This window comes from Pedobacter folensis (assembly GCF_056490665.1).
Map to the genome: position 1 here is coordinate 1 of NZ_JBWJIF010000002.1, position 22,385 is coordinate 22,385.

At 35.5% G+C, this 22,385-nt stretch carries 18 protein-coding genes; 3 read left to right on the top strand and 15 right to left on the bottom strand.

From position 1 onward, the window contains the following. Positions 1–657: 657 nt before the first annotated feature. Positions 658–1,146 (top strand): ComF family protein, encoded by a 489-nt coding sequence (locus AC04QZ_RS08545; protein WP_478357422.1) that lies wholly within the window; start codon positions 658–660, stop codon positions 1,144–1,146. 59 nt (positions 1,147–1,205) lie between these two features. Next, positions 1,206–2,576: a hypothetical protein gene (locus AC04QZ_RS08550; RefSeq protein WP_478357423.1), complete on the top strand. Its 1,371-nt coding sequence runs from the start codon at positions 1,206–1,208 to the stop codon at positions 2,574–2,576. 404 nt (positions 2,577–2,980) lie between these two features. Here the strand turns inward: AC04QZ_RS08550 and glmS are convergent, their stop codons facing one another. The 3 genes from glmS to AC04QZ_RS08565 all read right to left on the bottom strand — a co-directional run bounded on the left by glmS (position 2,981) and on the right by AC04QZ_RS08565 (position 7,044). Then, positions 2,981–4,819 carry a glutamine--fructose-6-phosphate transaminase (isomerizing) gene (gene glmS, locus AC04QZ_RS08555; protein ID WP_478357424.1) on the bottom strand — a complete coding sequence of 613 codons (1,839 nt, stop codon included), beginning with the start codon at positions 4,817–4,819 and terminating at the stop codon, positions 2,981–2,983. A gap of 147 nt (positions 4,820–4,966) precedes the next feature. Next, positions 4,967–6,238, bottom strand: a complete 1,272-nt coding sequence (gene glyA / locus AC04QZ_RS08560; RefSeq protein ID WP_057930657.1) for a serine hydroxymethyltransferase — start codon at positions 6,236–6,238, stop codon at positions 4,967–4,969. A gap of 62 nt (positions 6,239–6,300) precedes the next feature. Next, entirely contained in the window at positions 6,301–7,044 is a 744-nt protein-coding gene (locus tag AC04QZ_RS08565) for a segregation and condensation protein A (protein WP_478357425.1), read from the bottom strand. A 202-nt stretch (positions 7,045–7,246) separates the two neighbouring features. On the opposite strand from AC04QZ_RS08565, the gene dxs reads away from it, so the two are divergent. Beyond that, positions 7,247–9,175, top strand: coding sequence for a 1-deoxy-D-xylulose-5-phosphate synthase (dxs, locus tag AC04QZ_RS08570; protein ID WP_478357426.1), 1,929 nt, complete (start codon positions 7,247–7,249; stop codon positions 9,173–9,175). 139 nt (positions 9,176–9,314) lie between these two features. On the opposite strand, the gene AC04QZ_RS08575 is transcribed toward dxs, so the two are convergent. The 12 genes from AC04QZ_RS08575 to AC04QZ_RS08630 form a co-directional block, all read right to left on the bottom strand. Further along, complete coding sequence (locus tag AC04QZ_RS08575; RefSeq protein WP_478357427.1) at positions 9,315–10,922, bottom strand: gliding motility protein RemB; 1,608 nt, start codon at positions 10,920–10,922, stop codon at positions 9,315–9,317. A 109-nt stretch (positions 10,923–11,031) separates the two neighbouring features. Beyond that, positions 11,032–11,961: a sugar phosphate nucleotidyltransferase gene (locus tag AC04QZ_RS08580; RefSeq protein WP_478357428.1), complete on the bottom strand. Its 930-nt coding sequence runs from the start codon at positions 11,959–11,961 to the stop codon at positions 11,032–11,034. A gap of 12 nt (positions 11,962–11,973) precedes the next feature. Beyond that, positions 11,974–13,365 carry an undecaprenyl-phosphate glucose phosphotransferase gene (locus tag AC04QZ_RS08585; RefSeq protein WP_478357429.1) on the bottom strand — a complete coding sequence of 464 codons (1,392 nt, stop codon included), beginning with the start codon at positions 13,363–13,365 and terminating at the stop codon, positions 11,974–11,976. A gap of 226 nt (positions 13,366–13,591) precedes the next feature. After that, a complete protein-coding gene (locus AC04QZ_RS08590) occupies positions 13,592–14,347 on the bottom strand; it encodes a WecB/TagA/CpsF family glycosyltransferase (protein WP_478357430.1) in 756 nt (251 codons plus the stop codon). Positions 14,348–14,363: 16 nt separating this feature from the next. Further along, positions 14,364–15,359 carry an NAD-dependent epimerase/dehydratase family protein gene (locus tag AC04QZ_RS08595; RefSeq protein ID WP_478357431.1) on the bottom strand — a complete coding sequence of 332 codons (996 nt, stop codon included), beginning with the start codon at positions 15,357–15,359 and terminating at the stop codon, positions 14,364–14,366. Positions 15,360–15,364: 5 nt separating this feature from the next. After that, entirely contained in the window at positions 15,365–16,525 is a 1,161-nt protein-coding gene (locus AC04QZ_RS08600) for a glycosyltransferase family 4 protein (RefSeq protein WP_478357432.1), read from the bottom strand. A 3-nt stretch (positions 16,526–16,528) separates the two neighbouring features. Then, positions 16,529–17,470 carry an NAD-dependent epimerase/dehydratase family protein gene (locus tag AC04QZ_RS08605; RefSeq protein WP_478357433.1) on the bottom strand — a complete coding sequence of 314 codons (942 nt, stop codon included), beginning with the start codon at positions 17,468–17,470 and terminating at the stop codon, positions 16,529–16,531. Between the two features lie 21 nt (positions 17,471–17,491). Further along, positions 17,492–17,989 carry a serine O-acetyltransferase gene (locus AC04QZ_RS08610; RefSeq protein ID WP_478357434.1) on the bottom strand — a complete coding sequence of 166 codons (498 nt, stop codon included), beginning with the start codon at positions 17,987–17,989 and terminating at the stop codon, positions 17,492–17,494. 9 nt (positions 17,990–17,998) lie between these two features. Continuing rightward, positions 17,999–19,276 (bottom strand): hypothetical protein, encoded by a 1,278-nt coding sequence (locus AC04QZ_RS08615; RefSeq protein WP_478357435.1) that lies wholly within the window; start codon positions 19,274–19,276, stop codon positions 17,999–18,001. Next, positions 19,276–20,043: a glycosyltransferase family 32 protein gene (locus tag AC04QZ_RS08620; RefSeq protein ID WP_478357436.1), complete on the bottom strand. Its 768-nt coding sequence runs from the start codon at positions 20,041–20,043 to the stop codon at positions 19,276–19,278. The genes AC04QZ_RS08615 and AC04QZ_RS08620 overlap by 1 nt, the downstream gene beginning before the upstream one ends. Before the next feature lie 48 nt (positions 20,044–20,091). Next, entirely contained in the window at positions 20,092–21,030 is a 939-nt protein-coding gene (locus AC04QZ_RS08625; RefSeq protein ID WP_478357437.1) for a glycosyltransferase family 2 protein, read from the bottom strand. Further along, positions 21,030–22,382, bottom strand: a complete 1,353-nt coding sequence (locus tag AC04QZ_RS08630; protein WP_478357438.1) for an MATE family efflux transporter — start codon at positions 22,380–22,382, stop codon at positions 21,030–21,032. The genes AC04QZ_RS08625 and AC04QZ_RS08630 overlap by 1 nt, the downstream gene beginning before the upstream one ends. Positions 22,383–22,385 lie beyond the last annotated feature (3 nt).

Genomic DNA, 22,385 nt, shown 5'->3' on the forward strand with positions numbered 1-22,385 from the left:
TTCTCCCACAATATTTATTTTAAAATAAACATCGACTCACTAACTCTAATGCCATCCTTTTAACCAAAACCCTTCCTCCGAAGCGGGATGCAAAAGTAGGAAAAATTAATGCTTACGCAAAGCTTTTCTGCCGATTAACCAAAGGCTTGAGGTAACTCCATGGTTTTCAATAGGAAAAAATGTTGTGAAGGGCAAAACTTTTTAAGGAAACAAGTGTTTGTTGGCGCCATACCCAGACAATCCTGAAGTTTTCCCTGCACCCGGCCACTTGAAACTTCGGAAGTCAATGCCATTTAAACCCGATAGCAGCGGGCATCCCGACGTAAAGTCGGTATAAAGCGGATAGCGGGACATACCTATATAGTAGCACCAAACCTGCTTTGCTATAAAAAAGACCTTCTATCTAATATTACCACAGTCTTCACAAATATTTTATAAATTAGTTAGATGTTGCTGGTTAAACAATGGACTTCTGATTTATTTGGATTATTATTTCCAAACTTATGCCATGCGTGCGGAACTCATCTGTTTCGACATGAGCGGTTGATTTGTTTAAAATGTTTATACGATCTCCCTTTTACAGACTATCACCAATATGCAGATAACAGGGTTGCCAGGCAATTATGGGGACGCCTACCGCTCAACGCTGCAATGGCTATGTTGTATTTTAGAAAAGGAGCCAAGGTTCAAAACTTAATTCACAACTTAAAATACAACGGCAAAACCGATGTTGGGATACTATTAGGTAACATGCTGGGAGAACGGTTAAAAACCGAGGTTCTTTACCAAGATATAAATATCGTGATCCCGGTGCCCTTACACCGAAAAAAATATAAGATTAGAGGATATAACCAAAGTACCTTTATTGCTGAAGGAATTGCAGCACAAATGGGAATCGAAATTAGCGAAGATCACCTTATCCGGAATACTTCTACCGAAAGTCAAACTAAAAAAAGCAGATATAACCGTTATGAAAACATGAAAGATGTTTTTCAGGTCAATTCTCCTGAAGACATCAGTGGTAAACATATTTTACTGGTTGATGATGTAATTACTACCGGGGCAACACTTGAAGCGTGCGCCAATACACTCTTAGCTATTGGGGCAGCTAAAGTGAGTATTGCGGCACTTGCCTTTGCAGAATAATACGATTGTATGGTTTAAGTGCTATTGTAAGTAGCCAAACATTTTTCTAAGTTTGATTTATGCGTTTACATATTGGTTTAGTGCTTTTAATCTTATTCCTTACTTCAGCTTGCCGGAAGGGGGAACGCATTACCTCAGATCCAAATGCTAAACTGAACATTGCTAATCAGGAAGTTTTATTTGATACTATTTTTACTTCTGTAGGCTCAACAACGAAAAGAATAAAGATTACCAACAAAAATAATGATGCAGTTAAAGTATCAGAAATCAGGTTATCGGGCGGCAGCACTTCGGCGTTTAGCATTAACATTAACGGGGAGCCAACACAAAACAAAAATGACCTCATCATAAACGGCCAGGATTCAATCAATCTTTTTGTCAAAGTTTCGATCAACCCAAATTCAACCAACCTGCCCTTCCTGGTTCAGGATTCCATCATATTAAATACAAATGGCAACAGACAGGTAATTCAGCTTTTAGCCTATGGACAGAATGCTGTATTTGTTAATGAATCGACAATTAATACCAATACCACCTGGACAAAAGCTTTACCTTATATTATTAATGGATCGTTAACGGTCAAAGGCGGAACTTCACTAACCATCCAGCCCGGGACCAAAATTTATTTTCATAAGGATGCCAATTTAAACATCGAAGGAAACCTAACGGTTAATGGCAGTCTTACTGAACCTGTACTATTTTGCAGTGACAGGCTCGAAAGGATATATAGTGATGAGCCCGGCCAATGGAAAGGAATTTTCTTAAAACGAACCGGATATGGGCTTATTAAAAATGCCATCATCAAAAATGCATCTGTTGGCATTACCTCCGATTCTTTATCCGTTAATAACAATCCAAAATTAATTTTAAGCAATAGCCTTATTAAAAACATGCAGGTGGCGGCTTATATCGGCTACCATTCAGAACTGCTCGCTTTTAATAATGTAATCTATAACTGTGGGAATTACTTAATTTATGCAGTAGGAGGGGGGAATTACAATTTGAAGCAGAATACTTTTGCGGGTTATAACTTAAATTTCCCACGCAAAACCGCTTCCTTGAGTTTTTCAGATTATTTATCGGCAAATGCTTATAATAAACTTCAAATAGATTTAACCAATAATATCATCTGGGGCAGTTTAACGAATGAACTGGATATCCAAAAGAAAACTGCTGCAATAGTACAGCTGAATTTATGGAGCAATTTAATCCGATCCAGCAACAACGCCTACGGCACCAATGGCAATATTTTAAACACCGACCCTCTTTTTGTTAATAAAGAACTGGAAGATTTTGAGCTGGCTGCCAATAGCATTGCCCGAAAAAAGGGCACTGACTTAAGCACCGACCCCTATTTTAATTATCTTATTAAGGATGCGAAAGGGGATACAAGAATTTATCCCTCAACCTTAGGCAGTTACGAGAAATAATTTATTTTTTTTATTTTCTGAAAACAAAACGGCGAGAATTTCCGTTTATATATTCGAGAGCGTTAATTTAGATGGTAAGGGTCGATATTTCTTCAAAGAATATCGGCCCTTTACTTTTTACCAAGATTTTAAGATTGCCACTCAATTTAGGCTATTTTTTAACCATCACTTCCATCTTAAATAAGATTTATTTCTTTAGAAAGTTAGTATTAGTACCTATGGCAGCCTGCAGTCCCGCTTTACCTCCTGCCGTTTTAATAGCTCAGTAAAAAAGGTATTTATTAATTAAAACGGCATCCGTTCAATCGGGCTTAGTTAACAGAGTCAGTATTTAAATACACTTATAAACCAAAAAGCAGCTACAAATTAATGCAGCTGCCTTATTTATTTGTTTTGTTGTAAAATTATTCGACGGTTACGGATTTGGCCAAATTTCTAGGCTGATCTACATTACAACCACGCATTACCGCAATATGATATGATAATAACTGTAGTGGAATGGTTGCTATAAGTGGTAAAAAGGCTTCATTGGCGTCAGGAATTTCGATACAATAATCGGCCATTTTCTTCACTTCAGTATCGCCCTGCGTTACAATGGCAATTACTTTTCCTTTTCTGGCTTTTACTTCCTGTATGTTACTAATCACTTTCTCGTACGATGAATTTTGCGTTGCAATAAAAACTACCGGCATTTCTTCATCAATTAAAGCGATCGGACCATGTTTCATTTCTGCAGCAGGGTAACCTTCTGCATGGATATATGAAATTTCTTTCAGTTTCAAAGCACCTTCTAAGGCAACAGGGAAACCACTGCCTCTGCCCAAGAACAAGCAGTTGGTTGAATCTTTGATCTTTTCTGCTACCTCTTTAATCAGATCGTTCGACTCTAGTGCGATCTGGATCTTTTCAGGGATATTATCCAATTCGGTTAAAAGCTCAATCAATTTTGAAGTGGTAATGGTTCCTTTTTGCTGCGCCATATAAAAGGCCATCAACGTTAAAACCGTTACTTGTGCGGTAAATGCTTTTGTTGATGCTACACCAATTTCTGGTCCGGCATGTGTGTAAACACCAGCATGAGTCAAGCGCGGGATGGAAGCACCGGCAACATTACAGATCCCAAAAATAGTTGCCCCCCGTTCTTTGGCCATCTCTATAGCCGCCATGGTATCGGCGGTTTCTCCAGATTGCGAAATGGCAATTACCACATCTTTTTCAGTAATGATCGGATTTCTGTACCTGAACTCTGAAGCATATTCAACCTCAACCGGTATTCGCGCATATTCTTCAATCAGATATTCGCCAACCAAACCTGCATGCCATGAGGTTCCGCAGGCCACAATAATAATCCGGTCTATATTTTTTAATTTCTCTGCAAATTCTTTGATCCCGCCAAGCTGAACCTTCCCTTCTTCAGGATAAATACGCCCCCGCATACAATCTTTAATCGAACGTGGCTGCTCATAAATCTCTTTAAGCATGAAATGATCGAAGCCACCTTTCTCTAACATTTCGAGCTTTAGCTGTAACTCTTGAATTAAAGGTGTTTGCACCACGTTATCCAATTGCTTAACTAAAAGATCATGTTTAGTAATCAGCGCGATTTCGCCGTCTTTTAGGTAAATTACAGTTTTAGTATACTCAATAATCGGCGTCGCATCAGAGGCAATAAAATATTCTCCTGCGCCAACGCCAATTACCATCGGACTACCTTTCCTGGCAGCAATTAAACGATCAGGTTGTTCTTTATCCATAATCACTATGGCATAAGCACCGTTCACTTCCTGCAAAGCCAAACGAACAGCTTCTAAAAGATCAATATTTTCAATTTCCTGGATTTCTTCAATCAGGTGAATTAATACCTCCGTATCGGTATCGCTTTTAAATTCGTGTCCACGGCTGATCAATTCTTCCTTTAGGGTTGCATAGTTTTCGATAATCCCGTTATGGATAATAGACAGCTTACCACCATTTGATGTGTGTGGATGAGAGTTTCGGTCGGAAGGCACCCCATGTGTTGCCCATCGTGTGTGCCCCATGCCAATTGTGCCAGACTTATCTTTGTCTTGGGCATATTCTTCTAAAACTGCTACTTTTCCGGCCTTTTTATAAATATGCTGACCACTGTTATTCATCAGTGCAATACCAGCACTATCATAACCCCGGTATTCTAATCTTTTAAGACCTTTCAATACAATTGGCCAAGCTTCTCTGTAGCCAATATAGCCTACTATTCCACACATAAGTTACATCATTTTATTGGTCAAATATATAAAACAAACGTTTGTTTTATATCATTAAGGCGAAAAACTTACTTCACAAAAAAAAGCAGTTACAAATTAATGTAACTGCTTGTGTTATTGTAACTCTAGCTGGGTGAGTGTATAATTTTATTTATATAGTGGGAAAGCGCTTACCAGTTTAATCACCTCAGCTTTTACACTATTCAGGTTAGCTTCATCCTCCGGATTGGTTAAAACCTGATCGATTAAATCAACAATCTTTTCCATTTCAGTTTCTTTTAAACCACGGGTAGTGATTGCCGCAGTACCTACACGGATACCTGAAGTGACAAATGGAGATTTATCATCGAAAGGAACCATATTCTTGTTCACTGTAATTTCAGCTTTCTCTAAAGCATTTTCAGCTACTTTACCGGTGATATTTTTATTCCGAAGATCGATCAGCATTAAATGGTTATCTGTACCACCAGAAATAATACCATATCCTTTCGCTACAAATGCCTTGGCCATTGCCTGTGCGTTAGCAGCTACTTGTTTAATGTATGTTCCGTACTCTTCGCTTAAAGCTTCGCCAAAAGCAATTGCTTTAGCCGCAATAATATGCTCTAACGGACCACCTTGTGTACCAGGAAAAACGGCCATATCAAGCAAGTTGCTCATTAAACGGATTTCTCCTTTAGGTGTTTTTAATCCCCATGGGTTCTCGAAATCCTGTCCCATCATAATCATACCACCACGTGGGCCGCGTAACGTTTTGTGAGTTGTAGTGGTTACAATATGGCAATGTGGAAGTGGGTTGGCCAACAATCCTTTTGCAATTAAACCAGCCGGGTGAGAAATATCAGCTAAAACCAAAGCACCGATTTTATCAGCTACCGCACGGATAAAAGCATAATCCCACTCGCGAGAATAAGCAGATGCACCACAGATGATTAATTTAGGTTTTTCGGCTAAAGCAACTTCTTCTAATTTTTTATAGTCAATTAATCCGGTTTCTTTTTCAACACCATAAAATAAAGGCTGGTATAATTTACCCGAAAAGTTAACAGGTGAACCATGCGTTAAGTGACCTCCATGAGAAAGATCAAATCCTAATATTTTATCACCTGGCTGCAAAACGGCAAGCATTACTGCTGCGTTAGCTTGTGCACCAGAGTGTGGCTGAACGTTTACCCATGCTGCACCGAACAACTCTTTTGCCCTATCGATAGCAATTTGCTCTACTACATCCACTACCTGGCAACCGCCATAGTAACGTTTTCCTGGTAAGCCTTCAGCATATTTATTGGTTAGTACCGATCCGGCAGCTTCCATTACCTGTTTGCTTACAAAGTTTTCTGATGCAATAAGCTCTAAACCATGTTCTTGGCGGTTTAACTCCTTATCAATAAGTTCAAAAATTTGGTTGTCGCGTGTCATCATTATATGAGGTTTGTATTTTTTTTGCAAAAGTAAGAAATTCAAATTTAATTTAGGCCCTATTAGGATAATGCTTTCACATTAAAGTTGTTAAAGCCGCTCCCAATGGTTATCTCTACGATTTGTTGCTGCAACATTTCTAAAATAGCCAGGAAATTATAAACGAAATGCACTTTATTTTCTGAATTTTTAAGCACTAAAGCAAAATCGATCTGTTTATTAATATCGAGCAAATTGGCAATAAAGTGTTTTTGTTGTTCGATAGTATAGGGATATTGAACCACGGTATGTTTAACCTCCTCACTGCGCAGCTCATACTTCTGCATCGTTCGGTGGTAAACGGTTAAAAGCTTATACAGATCCAATGATAAAAGCTCATCCTGATGCGTGGAGGATGCAGCTGCCAGGGTTAGATCATATGCAATATTACCGCGTTGATCCTGTTTAAACCGTTCCTCTTCAAAAACTTTCATTTCTTCTGCTGCAGATTTAAACTGTTTGTAGGCAATTAGCCTGGCGATCAGGTCCTGTTCCGAATTAATTTCATTTCCGGCCTCATCTACCTCAATTCTTGGCAAAAGCATTTTAGATTTAATGCGCATCAAAGTTGCGGCCACTAAAATAAATTCGCTGGCCACTTCTACATTCAAGGCCAGGAGCTGATGGATGTAGGCCAAAAAATCGTTCGTAATTTTAGCAATCTCCACATCCTGGATATTAAGCTCATCCCGTTCGATAAAGAACAGTAATAAATCGAAGGGGCCTTCGAATACCGGAAGTTTTATTTCAAAATTCTCTGCCTGCATGTGAAGAGACAAACATAATGAAAATTTTCAGGTCCTCTAACTTAAAATGCTACACGCAATCATCAGCCAATCTTCGCCAAACCCTCCGCGCTAACTCCTCATCGCCAACCGCTTAACGCTCAAGAATAAACCAATATTTTTCTTTTCTATATTAAAACAAATTTACCTTACTTTGTATCTTGTTTTTTACCATAAATTTCGAATGCAAGTAAAAGCTGGCCCCCTATTATCTAAAATCAACTATCCCGCTGATTTAAAGCAATATAGCGACTCTGACTTAGAACAAATAAGCCAGGAATTACGACAGTATATTATTGATGTTGTAAGTGTAAATGGTGGCCATTTTGGCGCCAGTTTAGGTGTTGTTGAATTAACAGTTGCCTTACACTATGCGCTAAATACCCCCTACGATAAATTAGTTTGGGACGTAGGCCATCAGGCATATGGGCATAAAATTTTAACAGGCCGTAGAGATTTATTCCATACCAACCGGGTGTATGGAGGAATTAGCGGTTTCCCGAAAATTTCTGAAAGCGAGTATGATACTTTTGGTGTAGGCCACTCTTCTACTTCTATTTCGGCTGCTTTGGGTATGGCGGTAGCCTCGCAATTAAAAGGTGAAACAGACCGACAGCATGTGGCTGTTATTGGCGATGGTGCCATGACTGCAGGTTTAGCTTTTGAAGGTTTAAACCATGCCGGGATTGAAAATAGTAACGTGCTGGTCATCTTAAATGATAACTGCATGTCTATCGATCCCAATGTAGGTGCGCTTAAGGAATATTTAACCAGTATTACCATATCGAAATCGTACAACCGTTTCCGTGACGATATCTCTCACGTACTTACGGGATTATCTAAACTTGGCCCCAACGCACACAAGTACGTTAAGAAAATAGAGAAAAGCATTAAAGGCACCTTACTGAAACAAAGTAATTTATTTGAAGCGTTAAACTTTAGGTATTTCGGTCCTGTTGACGGACACGATGTAAAACGTTTGGCACAAACCATAAAAGATTTATCAGCTATTCCTGGCCCTAAGCTTTTACACTGTATTACCGTAAAAGGAAAAGGTTTTGCATTAGCAGAGAAAGATCAGACCAAGTGGCATGCACCAGGCCTTTTTGATAAGATTACGGGAGAAATTAAAAAAAGTATCCCAGATAAGCCACAACCACCAAAATACCAGGATGTTTTTGGGCATACCATGGTAGAGCTGGCTGAGGCGAATGATAAAATTGTAGGCATTACACCCGCTATGCCATCAGGCTCATCATTAAACATCATGATGAAAGCGATGCCAAAACGTGCATTTGATGTGGGTATTGCGGAGCAACATGCCGTGACTTTCTCAGCCGGTTTAGCTGCGCAAGGGTTGGTACCTTTTTGCAATATCTATTCGAGTTTTATGCAAAGAGCTTACGATCAGGTTATTCATGATGTGGCTATCCAAAAGCTGAACGTGGTTTTCTGTCTGGATAGAGCTGGTTTAGCTGGTGCCGATGGTGCAACACACCATGGTGCTTACGATATTGCATACATGCGCTGCATCCCGAATTTGGTAGTGTCTTCTCCAATGAACGAAGAAGAGCTACGCAATCTGATGTTTACTGCCCAGCAAGAAAACATTGGCCCATTTGTTATCCGCTACCCACGTGGTAATGGTGTTATGCCTGATTGGAAACGACCATTCAAAGAATTAGAAATTGGCAAAGGCCGCAAAATTTGTGATGGGGAAGATGTAGCTTTATTAACCATTGGTCATGTAGGTAATTTTGCTGTTGAAGCCCGCGCCGAACTGAACAGCGAAGGTTTTTATCCGGCACATTACGATTTACGTTTTGTAAAGCCTTTAGATGAACAATTATTACATGAAGTTTTTGCCAAATACAAAAATATAATTACGGTAGAAGATGGCGCATTACCTGGAGGAGTAGGTTCTGCAGTGTTGGAATTTATGGCCGATCATGGTTATAGCGCCAATGTAATCCGTCTGGGTATTCCAGATCAATTTATCGAACATGGCGAACAGGCCGAACTTTGGGCAGAATGTGGCTATGATAAAACTGCGATTGTTGAGACGGTTAAAAAAGTTGCCATAAAAAGAACAACAAATAGTATGGCTGGGTAGGGAAACTTACTATCGCTCGTCTTATGGAAAAAGTAAGATGGATGATTGAATTGATCCTGCATTACTCTAAATAATAAAAATGCATAATAAAGCCTCAGTTAGTTAAAATAACTGAGGCTTTATTATATTATTAGGATTACTAAAAATCCGTATATAAATTCCTGAACGAACTCCGTAAACCGAAGGTAATCAATCCGGTTGTATTTTTACCTAGATTGTTGCTTTCCCTCCTAACCAGTCCCCCCAGTTCTAAACGCAAGTTATATTTCGGATTAACCACATAGGCAACTTTACCTTCAGCATAAAAAAGATCTGTGCGGATACCTTGGGTTGTATAATTTCCATTAGGCTGTACAGCATCTGTATACGGTTCGAAAATATTTTTACCATAATTTTGGCCAGTGATATCCAAGCCATATTTGGCATACATTAATTCACCACTGAAATCGAAACGCTTGTAAGAGTAATTTAATAACCCCACTAATTCTCTAAAATTTGCACCCATTGGATGGGCTAAAGGTTCGTTATAATTTGCGTAATTGCCAATACGGGTCCTTGAAGAAAATGTGTAGGGTTTGGCCGTATTGTATTCCAATAAATAGTTTAATCCTTCCACCTTGAATACATCTGCTCCCCGCAATCCTAATTGCCAACCATATTTATTTCTGGAGCTACCTGAGCTTGAAAAGAAATTTTTGGCTTCAAACTCATCTAAAGAAAACTGACCGTATGCTACCAATTCTTTGGCAAATTTATATTTACCAGTAAATCCTAATAAAGCATTGTCAGGAGAACCGCTAGAAGCTTCTACCGGTCTTAAAAAGATGATTGGATTTGCATATCCCCAATCAAAGCCCCTTCTGTTTCCGGCATCATCTGTTTGTGCCCAAACGATCGAATCAAAAAAGCCTAGTGATAATCTATTATTTACATTCCAGTCTAAGTAATGAAATACACCTCCTTTTTTACGATTGCCAGAATCGTAAGACAATTGAGTTGCTCCTGGATCCTGCATTGAAGTCCACATAGCCATATACTGCACACTACCCAAATTTCCCGTAAGTTTTAAAAAGGGTGCCGGAGAAGAAAAATCCGATAACAATAGTGACCTATATCCATCACCAATAAAGGTTTTATCATAACCAGCAGTAATATTTAAATATTTTATCGGAGTATATGATAAAGTTGCTGTAACATAAGACCAGTCTAAAGAAGTCTTACCAGCATTAAAACCATAAGCACGGTTATACGACTGTCCGGGAACTACTTTCGTTGAGTTCACATAATTGTTATAATATTGTGAAAATTGCCCTTGGTTTTCAAAGCCGCTTGTATAAAAAGAGAATTTTTTTCCAACTGTTCCGCCTACCTGATATCCTCTTGTATTTAACCACACATTTTGTTTGCCAGAAAAGTCCTTACCAATCTGAAAATCTGGTAAAAAATCTGCATATATCGTAAAGTCTTCCTTTTTAATATCAAGTAGGTGTTCATTAAATAACTTTCGCGAAACCCAAGAGTACCTGCTCGAATCTACCCCTACGCTCAGTAATAGATTACTTTTATCCCGCAACAAACTATCATCAATAAAAAAAGGTTTTAACGAACTATGTATGCGTGTATTGGGATTATAGACTTCTCCACTTAGTTTTTGGTAAAATTGGAAAGAATAGGGTTGATAGACAGTTTGAGCCATCAGCTCATGGATAGAGATAGTTAAAAATAGGAGGAATATGATTTTCTTCATCTGGTAAATTTTAATTCAAATGGCAAAGAACGTTATTAATTATCAATTTAACACCTTTCACCAAAGTTCAATAAAAGAAAAGCCCTTGCGGGCTTAAAAAATACTATAATTATAATTGTGTTATGGAAGTACTTACATCCCAAAGATCAACAGGATAGGTTTGTGCATTAGAAAGTTTTAACAGCTCATCCTTCACGATAGTCGCATCTTCTTTAAAAGTAACACCGAACCATTGGGCATCTGTATCAATAACTTTAATACGAGCTTCACTAGTTCTAATCAACTGATCAGCAACTTCAGGTATAAGAAACTCTGTTTTAAGCTCATTCTTATTTGCAGATAAGAACTCATAATATTTTTGCTCCATCCAATCAATAAAAGCTGGTGTAAAACAGAAAAAATTCATACTCACTTGAGTATCTCCATTTAAAATCTGCTCTTCATCCTTTTCCAGGCCAATTATTTTGCCAGCTTTTAAAATAATCTCTTTTCTTTCGTTGATTGAGATAATTTCATCTGCTGTATTGGTTTGAATTTCTCCTCTTGTAACTGCGCCAAACTCACTTACAGTGTTCTTTAATTCGTATCCAAGGCAGGCGAATAAATCATCCTGGATCTCCTGGGTCAAGAATCTGTACGACTTGTTAAAGGCATCAAACCCATAAAAGTCATCGGCATTAATTACCGCAAAAGGTTCATTCACCTTACCTTTACAACAAAGTAGTGCATGAGCAGTACCAAATGGTTTTGTTCTTTCTTCCGAAAATTCAATATTATTGCTAAAACTATCCAGCGATTGATAAGCATAATCAATTTCAATTTTACCACTTAACTTACGCTCAATTTGAGCAGCGAATGCATCAGCAAATTCTTCACGGATAATAAAAATCACCTTACCAAATCCTACCCTGATGGCATCAAAAATAGAATACTCCATAATGGTTTCACCACTAGGGCCGAACGATTCTGTTTGTTTGTTTCCCCCATAACGGCTTGCCATTCCAGCAGCCAGGATAATTAAGGTTGGTTTTGTATTCATTAAATAATAGGATTAAAAAGCATTCTCTTCACCCTTGGCCATATTGATCACCGTCATAAAGATAATTTTTACATCCAGCATCGCGCTCCAGTTTTCCAGATACCAGATATCATGCTCAACGCGTTTTACCATTTTATAATCTTCTTTTGTTTCACCGCGGTAACCATTTACTTGTGCCCATCCGGTAATACCCGGTTTTAGAAAATGACGAACCATAAATTGATCAACAATTCCTTTATATTGTTCCGTATGGCTTAACATATGTGGTCGAGGCCCAACAACGCTCATATGTCCCATGAATACATTAAAGAACTGGGGTAATTCATCTAAACTGGATTTTCTCAAGAATTTACCAATTGGAGTAATGCGGTCATCGTTTTTGCTTGCTTGCCTCTTGTCGCTATCTGCATTCATCCGCATACTTCTGAACTTAAAACACCAGAAAGGTTCATCATCACGTCCGCTTCGTAGTTGCTTAAACAATACAGGGCCTTTGCTTTGCAGTTTTATCAATAAGGCAATGATTGGGTATAACCAGCTTAATACAAATAAAATCACTAGCCCGCTAAACACAACATCAATCACGCGTTTTTTGAAGCGATTATGGATTTTCTCTAAGGGTTCTGAACGTAAAGAGATCACCGGAAATTCATTGCCCAAATAACTTACAGTATAAGGTGACAACAGTGCTCCGCTAATATCTGGGATAAATTTTAAACGTACACATTGGCGTTCGGCTTCTTCGGTTAATAAAGTCATATCCGCCATGCGCTCTGGTGCGATGGTTACATAAATATCTTTGATACCCTTATCAACGGCCATTTTAAATTGACGGCCTACCATATCAGAAATCTGACCATTACGGTCTAAGTAATCCTCTGGCATATCATTAATAAAACCATGAAATTCGATATAACGCTGTTTTTCGAAATAACTCGCTAGCTGTAAGCCTGTTGCATTATTCCCCATTATAGCCACAGATTTTACTCCCCTCAAATGGTTAAATAATAAGAACTGAAAGGAGGTACCTATAAAACGGTTCACTAGAAACAAAATGGCCAACATCCCATAAAAAATAACTAAGAAGGATCTGGAGAAATCATTTTGTTTAGAAAAGAAAAGATAAATGGAAAATAAAACCGCATGTAAGACCACACTTTTCCAGGTTCCACGATAGATCCGTTCAATTCTTCTAGATCCATATTCACTATATAAACCAAAACTGGTAGTACTTACAATCCAGATTAGGTTACATACTACAATGTAGTGCCATTGCAATTCAGAGCTTACTGCTTTACCCATATAAGCGGTAAATTCGTAGGCAAAAAAGTACACAATATTGACCATAATCAGATCCGTGATCGGTAAAATATACTTAAGTATAAATAAGTAACGTGTTTGCATAGGCTTAAAAAGCGATTCTAACCATTTAACTATTCAGTTGACATAACTAATCATTTAAGCAAAATTTATGCCTAAAGTTAAAATATGATTCTCCATCAAATGCAGAAATGTAAATATGATAAATAATAAACTCAGTTTATATAAAGATATACTTAAGTAATAACATAATAGATTAAACATCTACGAAAGTAGATCATGAATAATTTACACCTTTAGCATTTAGACATTATTGTTTTCTAAGAATTCGCTGCTTAACAAAAGACTTAAATATTAATGTCATAAATAGAGAATTAGTCATCACATATCTTTTAAATAGTCTTTTGGGTTCCTGCGAAAATCTAAACAACCATTCCAAGCTAGATTTTTGCATCCATTTCGGAGCCCTTTTTTGCATTCCAATCATAACAGGTAAAGCGCCTCCTATCCCCAGCATACAACTTCCAATCCTATCTTTCATTTTGGACATCCATATCTCTTGTTTTGGGCATCCTAAAGCAACGAACAAGAACCCGGGGTTACAACTGTTAATGAGATTAATAATTTCTATTTCTTCATCGAAAGTTAATTCTCTAAAAGGGGGGCTAAATGTGCCTACAATGTTAAGATTTGGATAATTAGCACTACAGTATGATACTGTAGTTTTCAGCATATTTTCAGTTCCGCCATAGAAATATACTGAAATATTATCTCTCTCAGATATTTTAAGCAAATCAGGTAATACATCCATTCCGGCTACACGATCTTGCTTAATCCCATACAATATATCTAACGCTTTAGCTATGGGCATCCCATCTGCTGCTATTAAATCCGCATTGTTTACCACTTCAGAAAACCGAGGATTATTATATGCTTCAATTAACATATGAACATTTGCAAAACAGGTGTAAGAAGATTTTTGCTTAGATAAAAGCAACAATTTTTCTAAAAAAGAGCTATATGTTCCTAAACTGATATTTAAACTTAATAATTTATGAGATTCCAACTTTAATATTTATTAATTATTTATTCTTCCAGTACTCAAAAAAGTCCTTGCCTTCACCATTTATCCAAAAAATCGTTTCAGCAACATTTTTTTTCAAATCGCTTTCCTTCTGTCCAAACAATTCAATCGTTAACTGGGTAGGTGCAGGATAGTCTTCTATCATATTCTTAAATCTTTTAGTATATAATGGGAATGGTACTCCTACTTTTCTTAAGATATCGCCTCCAACTGCAATGGTTTGAAAAATAATTTTGGGTAGCCTTTTTATTTTTTTTCCTGTTAACTGATTTGAAAGCTCATTAAGCCATTGATAGGAATCAATTGATGGATCACCAAGATAAAAGGCCTTATGATTCACAACATCTTTTTGAACTAATAGGATATTGTAAATCTGATGGACAATATTTTTTACATATCCGTAAGTCCTCTTAACTTCATGTTTTACAGGATGGAAATACATTCCTTTATCAATGATTTTCCAAAGCTCATTTGGATATCTCATGTGCCATGGTCCCCAGATATTTGTTGGCCTAACTATAGTCCATTCACAGTTTAACTCCGCCTGTGCCGTATATTGTTCCGTTAACACCTTACTTTGCCCATAAATAGTATATGGCATATAATCTGTATCTGTAGATGGAAAAACAATATCATCCGATTTATAAACGTATTGAGTAGATGTAATGATAACACGTTTAATAAAATTGCATTTTTTGATTACATTTAATAAATGCTGAGTACCTATATGATTTTCATTGTAATCTTCTAGTTTATCGCTCAACGTATCAGTTCTAGCGGCAAGATGGACAACATATTCAGGCTCAAATTTCTCAAACTCATGTAACATCTTATTTTCATCCATAATGTTACAATCAACCCAAAATTTTTGATGTTCAGGTATAATTGGCCTGGCTTTATCAACATTTAAAATTTCGACATTTCCTTTTTCTAAGAAGTAGTTAATTAAGTTGATCCCTATGAAGCCCGATCCTCCAGTTATTAAAATTTTCATTTTATTTAATCAATTCTGTCTATAATTTGCTTTAGATTTTTACAATAGCTATCTAAAGTGAAATATTGCTTATACCTATCAATAGATCCTTGCGAAAGTTCTGTATAATGTGCCGGATCGTTGATAAGCATTTTAATTGCGTTTGCAATTTGTTCTGGGCTTTTTGAATCAACCAAAATACCTGTTTTTTCATTTACCATTTCTGGTATCATTCTATAATTTGTTACGATTGGAACAGATCCATAAGCCATTGCCTCGAGTACAGATACCGGCTGACCTTCAAATTTAAAATACGAAGGCAATAAAAAAACATTCGAATTGAGAAAAGCCGTTGCCTTCTCATCTCCCATAAGCCCCTGTAAATAAACTACGTTGTCTTCAAGTCCATTATCTTTAATATATCTTTCAAATGCCTCTTTTGCAAGGTCAGTATCAGTATACATCTTATCGTCTATAGAAGATTTAAAAGCACCTGAGAATATACATTTAACATTAATGTGGTGATCATTTTTTAAGATATTTACTGCCGAAAGAACATCCCAAAAACCCTTGCTCTCAATCATATAGCTTAGGTAAATCATATTAAATGTATCACCTGGGGTATATATTTTACCGCTATTTACAGGTTTTAAATTCCTTTCAGGCAAGCCATTTCTAACTATGAGAACTTTACGGTCATAGTCTTTCAACACTTTAAACTGTTGCTTCGTAACCTCGCCCTCCACAACAATATATTCGCCTCTGTTAAAGGTAGCCAAAACTATTTTTTGCAGCATAGGGCTGATTGAATTATAAAAATTCTCAAAATTGGAGCCAAATTGTTGCAATAGTAACTTACATCCAAATAATTTTGCTAATCGGATAAAAATAAAATCCCTGTAAAACCCACCCTTTGTTTGAGCAGTTGTTAGATAAACAACACAGCCCTTATTTTTCCTAAATGTTCTAAAGGCATCGAAAATAATACCAAAATATTCAAAAATTCTCTTAGCAGCAATTTTTCCAACATTAATATCATCATATTTTGAGGCTAGATCTATAATAGAAACCTCAACTCCCTCAAGCTGTAGGTGTTCTATAAAAGCTTCAAACATCATCGATTGCCCGGAAAAAACGTTTTTTTCTTGATTAGGCCGCAGTCCTAATGCAATAATTTTTTTTAACATTTATTATCTAGTTTCATTAATCCAAGTCCAAACATCTTTTAGACCGTCATTAAGCTTAATTCTCGGTTCCCAACCCAATAAAGCTTGACTCTTTTCAATAGAAAGAACATTATAATGACAATCAAACCCTCTATCAGGCAATTTTTCATAAACCACTTCTTGTCTCATTATTTTTGCAGTTAATAGCAGCATTTCATTAATACTTGTTTCCTCGCCCGATCCAATGTTTAAAGTTATGGCATGAGACTTACCAAGATTAGATAATAAGCAAAGTCTAATTGCATTACCGAGATCTTTAACATGAACATAATCTCTAATAATGGAACCATCTCCATAGATATTTAGAGAAGTACCCTCCAAAGTGGATTTAAATATATGACCTATTATTCCTTGTGGTTTATTTAGGTTTTGATACCTGCCATACACATTTGACGGGCGTAAAATATAGGTACAAATCGGAGAATCTCTTAATAAAAAACTGATATACTCCTCTGCGATTAATTTAGTCAATCCATAACTTGATATTGGATCTTTCTTAAAATCTTCATTAATAGGCAAAAAATCTACAGGATCTCCGTAAACCGTTCCACCTGATGAAAGATATAGAAAATGTGTAATGCATTTTAGAATCTTAATTCCTTGAATAAAACGGATTAAAGGTGGAATATTTGACTGTAAATCATTTTCTACATCATCCATACTTGTTGATGGAACTGTTGTATGTATTAGCCAAACAACACTAGTTGCTTTTTTTGCAACATTAATTACCTTGTCAGTTTCTGATATATCTATTTCATTTAGGAATAATTTTGAATGATTGATTTCATTGTAGTTATTCGTAAATTTATCAACAACACAGACTTCGAAACCTTTATCGAGCAAATCTAAAACAAGATTTTTACCTATAAATCCATTTCCTCCAATAACCAGACATTTATTACTCATTATATTCTAAAATAATTTTAACTAATTATTAAGGACTATTCTTCCGGGGTTACCCACTACAATACAATTTGATGGAACATCTTTGATAACAACAGAACCTGCACCAATTTTAACATTATCACCAATCTTAATAGGGCCTATTATGCATACATTAGCGCCTATATCAACATTATTACCAATCATAGGGCATTTCGAACTGGATCCATCATTCATTTGCTTATTTCCTATTGTTACACTATGGCGGAGAACACAATTCGCTCCAATTACTGTCCCATCATTAACAACCAAAGCTTGGCCATGATATAAAACCAATCCTTTACCAATTTGTGTTTTATATGGAAGTTCTACACATAATATCCACTCAACAAAAATTCTATAAAGAATAAGGTAGGGGATAAACAGGACAAAACAAAGCTTATTAATAACTGCTAAATGAGCCAGACGGAAAGAAACTAGAATAATTTTTCCTTTAATGTTCTTTCTGTTACTGGTCCAATCTTGAAATATATTGTAATTCATTATAAATAATTAAACTCCAAAGTTAGATTCATCAGATAATTTAACATTACTAACTCCTTTATCTCTTGCCTTAATCAAAAATTGGAAAATGGCGAAGAATAAAAATTCGCTAGACTCTAACCACATATCTACGAAAAGAATTAGCAGAAAAAAAATATAAATGAGAAACAAAAACAAATTATTAGAGTTATGTAGGTCATCCTTAAGATTTATGATCTCCTTTAAATAATATGCAAAAAATATTAACCCGAAAATAATCCCATATTCGGAAAAAATCGAGACTATAGACGAAAAAGGTTTATTTCTTGCCCCATCAGTAAACTCCTCAACATCCGTCACGTCTTTGTTCCAAAAAACATATGCATTTTTTTCATGAAAAACCGGCATTTGATGCCCAAAGATAGTTGTAAAAATGTTATCAGACTCTTTATTTAATAAAAATGAAACCCTTCCATTATAGCCACCAGCTCCAACTCCAAATAAGGAGGTAATCGGATTTTCTTTAACAAATTTGGAATAAGAGTCAAACATTAATAATTTCCTTGGGAATTCTTCACCAATTGTTAGGCTGCCCTTCATATAGTTAAAGGTCCTACTGTTAAATTCCTTAAAGGCAAAAAAGCCAATTATAAATAACGATGCGATTACGATACCATGCTTAAGCTTGGCCTTTAATAGTACGAATATTGCAGCAGTAATGATTAGGCAAATTAGGCCTGTTCCAAAAAAACAAAAAATAAAAGAGATAAAAAAAAAGACAGCATTTATTATATTTTTTCGTTCTTTTAAACCATTTATGATTCTCGATATAAAGTAAAGAAACATACATGCATTTAGCATAGCTAAACCATTTACGCCACTAAAATGCTGACCGTACATAATCTGTAGTGCATCATCGTCTTTTGCTTTATATATTACAAAATAGCTGATCAGACCTAAGATATTTACAATGCTGAGTGTATAGATTATATATTTTATAAAAGCATTAAGCCTTATATTACAATCCAGAGCGCTTATTTTAGGCTTAGCCAAAAAGATTATAAAAATCGGAATCACAATATAGCAAGACAGCAATACATTGGCTGGATTTGTAGTTCCTAAAATTAACCCTATAATACTTGAAAGAGCAAATAATAATAACAGTCCTATAGATCTTTTGGTGATGGTATATGGATAGATTTTAAATAAAATTATCGGAAAAATGGGCATAAGAATAAGAACACTAGCCCTTAATGGTGTAGCAAGCAATAAAACTAAAATCAACAAATAAAGTTTATACCTTTTCATTAACCTTTGATACCTTGTATTTTATTTTTTATATAGTTTATTCTTGAATCGCCGAAAATATTTCTAAATAAAATAGATAAGACCCGCTTAACCTTTTCTTTATTGGAAACCCAACTCGCCATACTATGATGGATTCCAAAAGTATTTTCAGTTACTTCAATTATACTTGATTTTATCAGCTTTCTTGGGTTTATTGGATCAAAATATTCAGATGAATAAATAACTATTTGGCCATCATCTAATGACTGAGTATAATCCTCTAGTTTTAAACCTTTAGGAGATAATAATCTTGTTAGTACTCTGGGCGACGTATTATTTAAGTCCGGAGCACCAGATTTATCTAAAAATTTAATATTACCATATTCAACCAGAACCTCAGATATAAATTTATTATTTTTTTCACAACCAATTATGAGACCAGGGTTAACGAAAAAAACGTCCTTTTGCTCATGTTTAGAAATACCAAAGAAAACCTTATTAGTAAGTAACGGATCTAATGGACGTAATATTTCGACATCACAATCAAGAAAAATCCCCCCCCAATCTTTTAGAACCAAAAATCTAGCATAATCAGAAACAAATGCCCATTTCCCATTATCATAGGCATCTTTCATAAAGCTATAATTAAGAACATCTATATTGGTTTCGTTCCATAATTTAATTTCATAATCAGGTAAGAATTTTTTCCAACTCTCTAAGCATTTGTGTACAATGGGTGGATATTCTGAGTTCCCAAACCAGCAATAATGGATGATTTTCGGTATCATATAATTTTAATTGTTAAATAAACCTTACTAAATAATATATAAAAATATTTATTTAAAAGCCAAATAAATATTTCTCATCATCTTAAATAATAATGATGGTATCAATGAAATTATAACCAATTGATACCATTTTGTATTTGTTAAAAATGGAATATAATTTTTATATGTTGTAACCTGCTTATAACTTAACCAACCCTGAGATCGTAAAAATGCAAGATTCTTAATTTCGAAAAGCCCCTGGTTCAGGCTATGATCTTTGATGCATTTTAATTTAATATCAACGGGTATTTGAGAAGGTAAAGAGAGTACAAAAGCCATATAGCCCTTTCCATAAATTTCTAAACTTCGGGGCAGCCAGGATGTTGAAGATTTATTAATTTTAGTGTGAGTAGCGATATTATCTGCCAGCCAGTACATTTTAGAATTATCACTTTTCGCAAAAAATTCAAAAAAAAGCCCCATATGGATAAAGTTTGTCTCTAAATATCTCCATACAATCTCATCAGAGGTCATTTTTTTACTCACAATTGTACTACTTATTAATCCTAAGTGCCAACCAATTTCGCTCATTAATATTCCAGGGTCGTAATATACCTTAGACGGAACTCCTTTAATTCTATTATGAGAGTTTACTATGATTGCATCATATTCATTATATGTTAAAAGATCAATTATTGTAGTAAAATACTCCTCATAGACCCTGGTTGAATCTCCAAGTATCCAATTATATTTAGTTAAAGCAAGTTGATGACAGGTGACAAAATTTTTATCTACTATATTTATTTCCTGCTTAAAATATCTGATGTGTTCATAAACTTTTTTATGTTTATGAACGATATCGGATGTATTATCTGTTGAGCAATTATCGCATACAATTATCTCAAAATTATACTTGCTAATTTTTGGAATCAAATCTTCCAAAGCCTCGTCCAAAATTATTGCCCTATTATAAGTTGGGATGCTAATTGTAAGTAAATTATTTTTCATTAACTGTAATGATATTTGTTTCTTCTTTCATTTATAAAAATACGATATGACCAAGGTAAAGCAATTAGACAAGTAATACATGCATATCCGATCACTATTCCCCATAAACCGAAGTATTTACCTAAAAAGAATGTTGATAGGGCACAAAAAATACCAACGCATAATGAATTTATTAAAAAAGGCTCCTCCTTATGACATCTTAAAAATGTAGCCCATGCAAAGATGAATTGATTTACCAAAGTACAAACACATAAAAGCAATAGTGGAATCTGGTCTAAAAACCTATATGCCAGCTTTATATCAAAATATTTTAATGCAAGTATGACCATTATTAACATAATCAAAAGAGAAAAGTTAACAAGCCCCAATTGTTTTACCGTTTTATTAAATAGGGTATTTAATGTTATATCTTTTTTCTCTGCAATAAGTGATGAAAATATCGGCACTTTAGTTGTGATCCAGCTCATTGAGATAGCAGAAATACCATTTAACGCTTGCAGGGTCATTCCCATTTGCCCTGCAACTTTTGCCCCCTCTGTTGCAAAAAGCACAGGATTAAACAATTGAAAGATGAAATAGCCACTTACCCAACTTAATGCAATTTTCCATTGTAATGGAAATATCTCTGTTAAATATTCTATTTTCGATTCTGCTAGCATCTTCCAAATACATTTTAACTTAGAAAACCGTTTAGAAAATAATATTTGAAAATAATTGATTAAGATTGATACTAGCGAAGCAAGTGCAGCAGAATAAAGTTTAAAGCCTAATACCAGAAAAAGAAAAAGCAAAGTAATCATTGTCAATTTCTGAATGAACCTTACTTTTGCCATATCTTTGATATCTCCCATACCGTCAAAAAAAGCAAGTATTGGATCAATGAACAGGTTTAAAGAGGTTGTGAGACACATGACAATCCAAGGGCCTTGCCAATTGATATATGTAACAGAATTATTGAATTTATTAAAAAAATAAAAACCGGCCCCAAACAAGAGAAAAAAAAGCAAACAAGAAATTAGGGAAAACCACTTAATACAGAATCTTAATAATGATGAAAGTCGGGAGGAGTGATATTTATTTCCTAATATTTTACTACCATCATATTCCAGGTGCGCAAATTCGTGGGCAACATATTGAGTGATAATACCACTCAAGCCTAGTTCGAAAAAAACTTGAATTGCCAAGATACTAGCAAAAGTATAGTAGTATCCCTGTTCATCAGAATTTAAATAATTTGCAATAAAATATATAGAAACAACTCCTCCTCCAGCTTGAATTAATCTTGTTAAGATGGTAATTGCAATTGTATGGTCTAATCCGATCTTATCAGAAACAATTTTTTTAAACCTCACAGA

What these genes read in the sequence shown, in the direction of transcription:
- AC04QZ_RS08600 (WP_478357432.1), bottom strand. Translation starts at nt 16,525, where the DNA reads ATGTTAAAAAAAATTATTGCATTAGGACTGCGGCCTAATCAAGAAAAA.
- AC04QZ_RS08605 (WP_478357433.1), bottom strand. Translation starts at nt 17,470, where the DNA reads ATGAGTAATAAATGTCTGGTTATTGGAGGAAATGGATTTATAGGTAAA.
- AC04QZ_RS08620 (WP_478357436.1), bottom strand. Translation starts at nt 20,043, where the DNA reads ATGATACCGAAAATCATCCATTATTGCTGGTTTGGGAACTCAGAATAT.
- AC04QZ_RS08575 (WP_478357427.1), bottom strand. Translation starts at nt 10,922, where the DNA reads ATGAAGAAAATCATATTCCTCCTATTTTTAACTATCTCTATCCATGAG.
- AC04QZ_RS08595 (WP_478357431.1), bottom strand. Translation starts at nt 15,359, where the DNA reads ATGAAAATTTTAATAACTGGAGGATCGGGCTTCATAGGGATCAACTTA.
- AC04QZ_RS08550 (WP_478357423.1), top strand. Translation starts at nt 1,206, where the DNA reads ATGCGTTTACATATTGGTTTAGTGCTTTTAATCTTATTCCTTACTTCA.
- AC04QZ_RS08580 (WP_478357428.1), bottom strand. Translation starts at nt 11,961, where the DNA reads ATGAATACAAAACCAACCTTAATTATCCTGGCTGCTGGAATGGCAAGC.
- glmS (WP_478357424.1), bottom strand. Translation starts at nt 4,819, where the DNA reads ATGTGTGGAATAGTAGGCTATATTGGCTACAGAGAAGCTTGGCCAATT.
- AC04QZ_RS08565 (WP_478357425.1), bottom strand. Translation starts at nt 7,044, where the DNA reads ATGCAGGCAGAGAATTTTGAAATAAAACTTCCGGTATTCGAAGGCCCC.
- AC04QZ_RS08615 (WP_478357435.1), bottom strand. Translation starts at nt 19,276, where the DNA reads ATGAAAAGGTATAAACTTTATTTGTTGATTTTAGTTTTATTGCTTGCT.
- glyA (WP_057930657.1), bottom strand. Translation starts at nt 6,238, where the DNA reads ATGACACGCGACAACCAAATTTTTGAACTTATTGATAAGGAGTTAAAC.
- AC04QZ_RS08610 (WP_478357434.1), bottom strand. Translation starts at nt 17,989, where the DNA reads ATGAATTACAATATATTTCAAGATTGGACCAGTAACAGAAAGAACATT.
- dxs (WP_478357426.1), top strand. Translation starts at nt 7,247, where the DNA reads ATGCAAGTAAAAGCTGGCCCCCTATTATCTAAAATCAACTATCCCGCT.
- AC04QZ_RS08585 (WP_478357429.1), bottom strand. Translation starts at nt 13,365, where the DNA reads ATGCAAACACGTTACTTATTTATACTTAAGTATATTTTACCGATCACG.
- AC04QZ_RS08625 (WP_478357437.1), bottom strand. Translation starts at nt 21,030, where the DNA reads ATGAAAAATAATTTACTTACAATTAGCATCCCAACTTATAATAGGGCA.
- AC04QZ_RS08545 (WP_478357422.1), top strand. Translation starts at nt 658, where the DNA reads ATGTTGTATTTTAGAAAAGGAGCCAAGGTTCAAAACTTAATTCACAAC.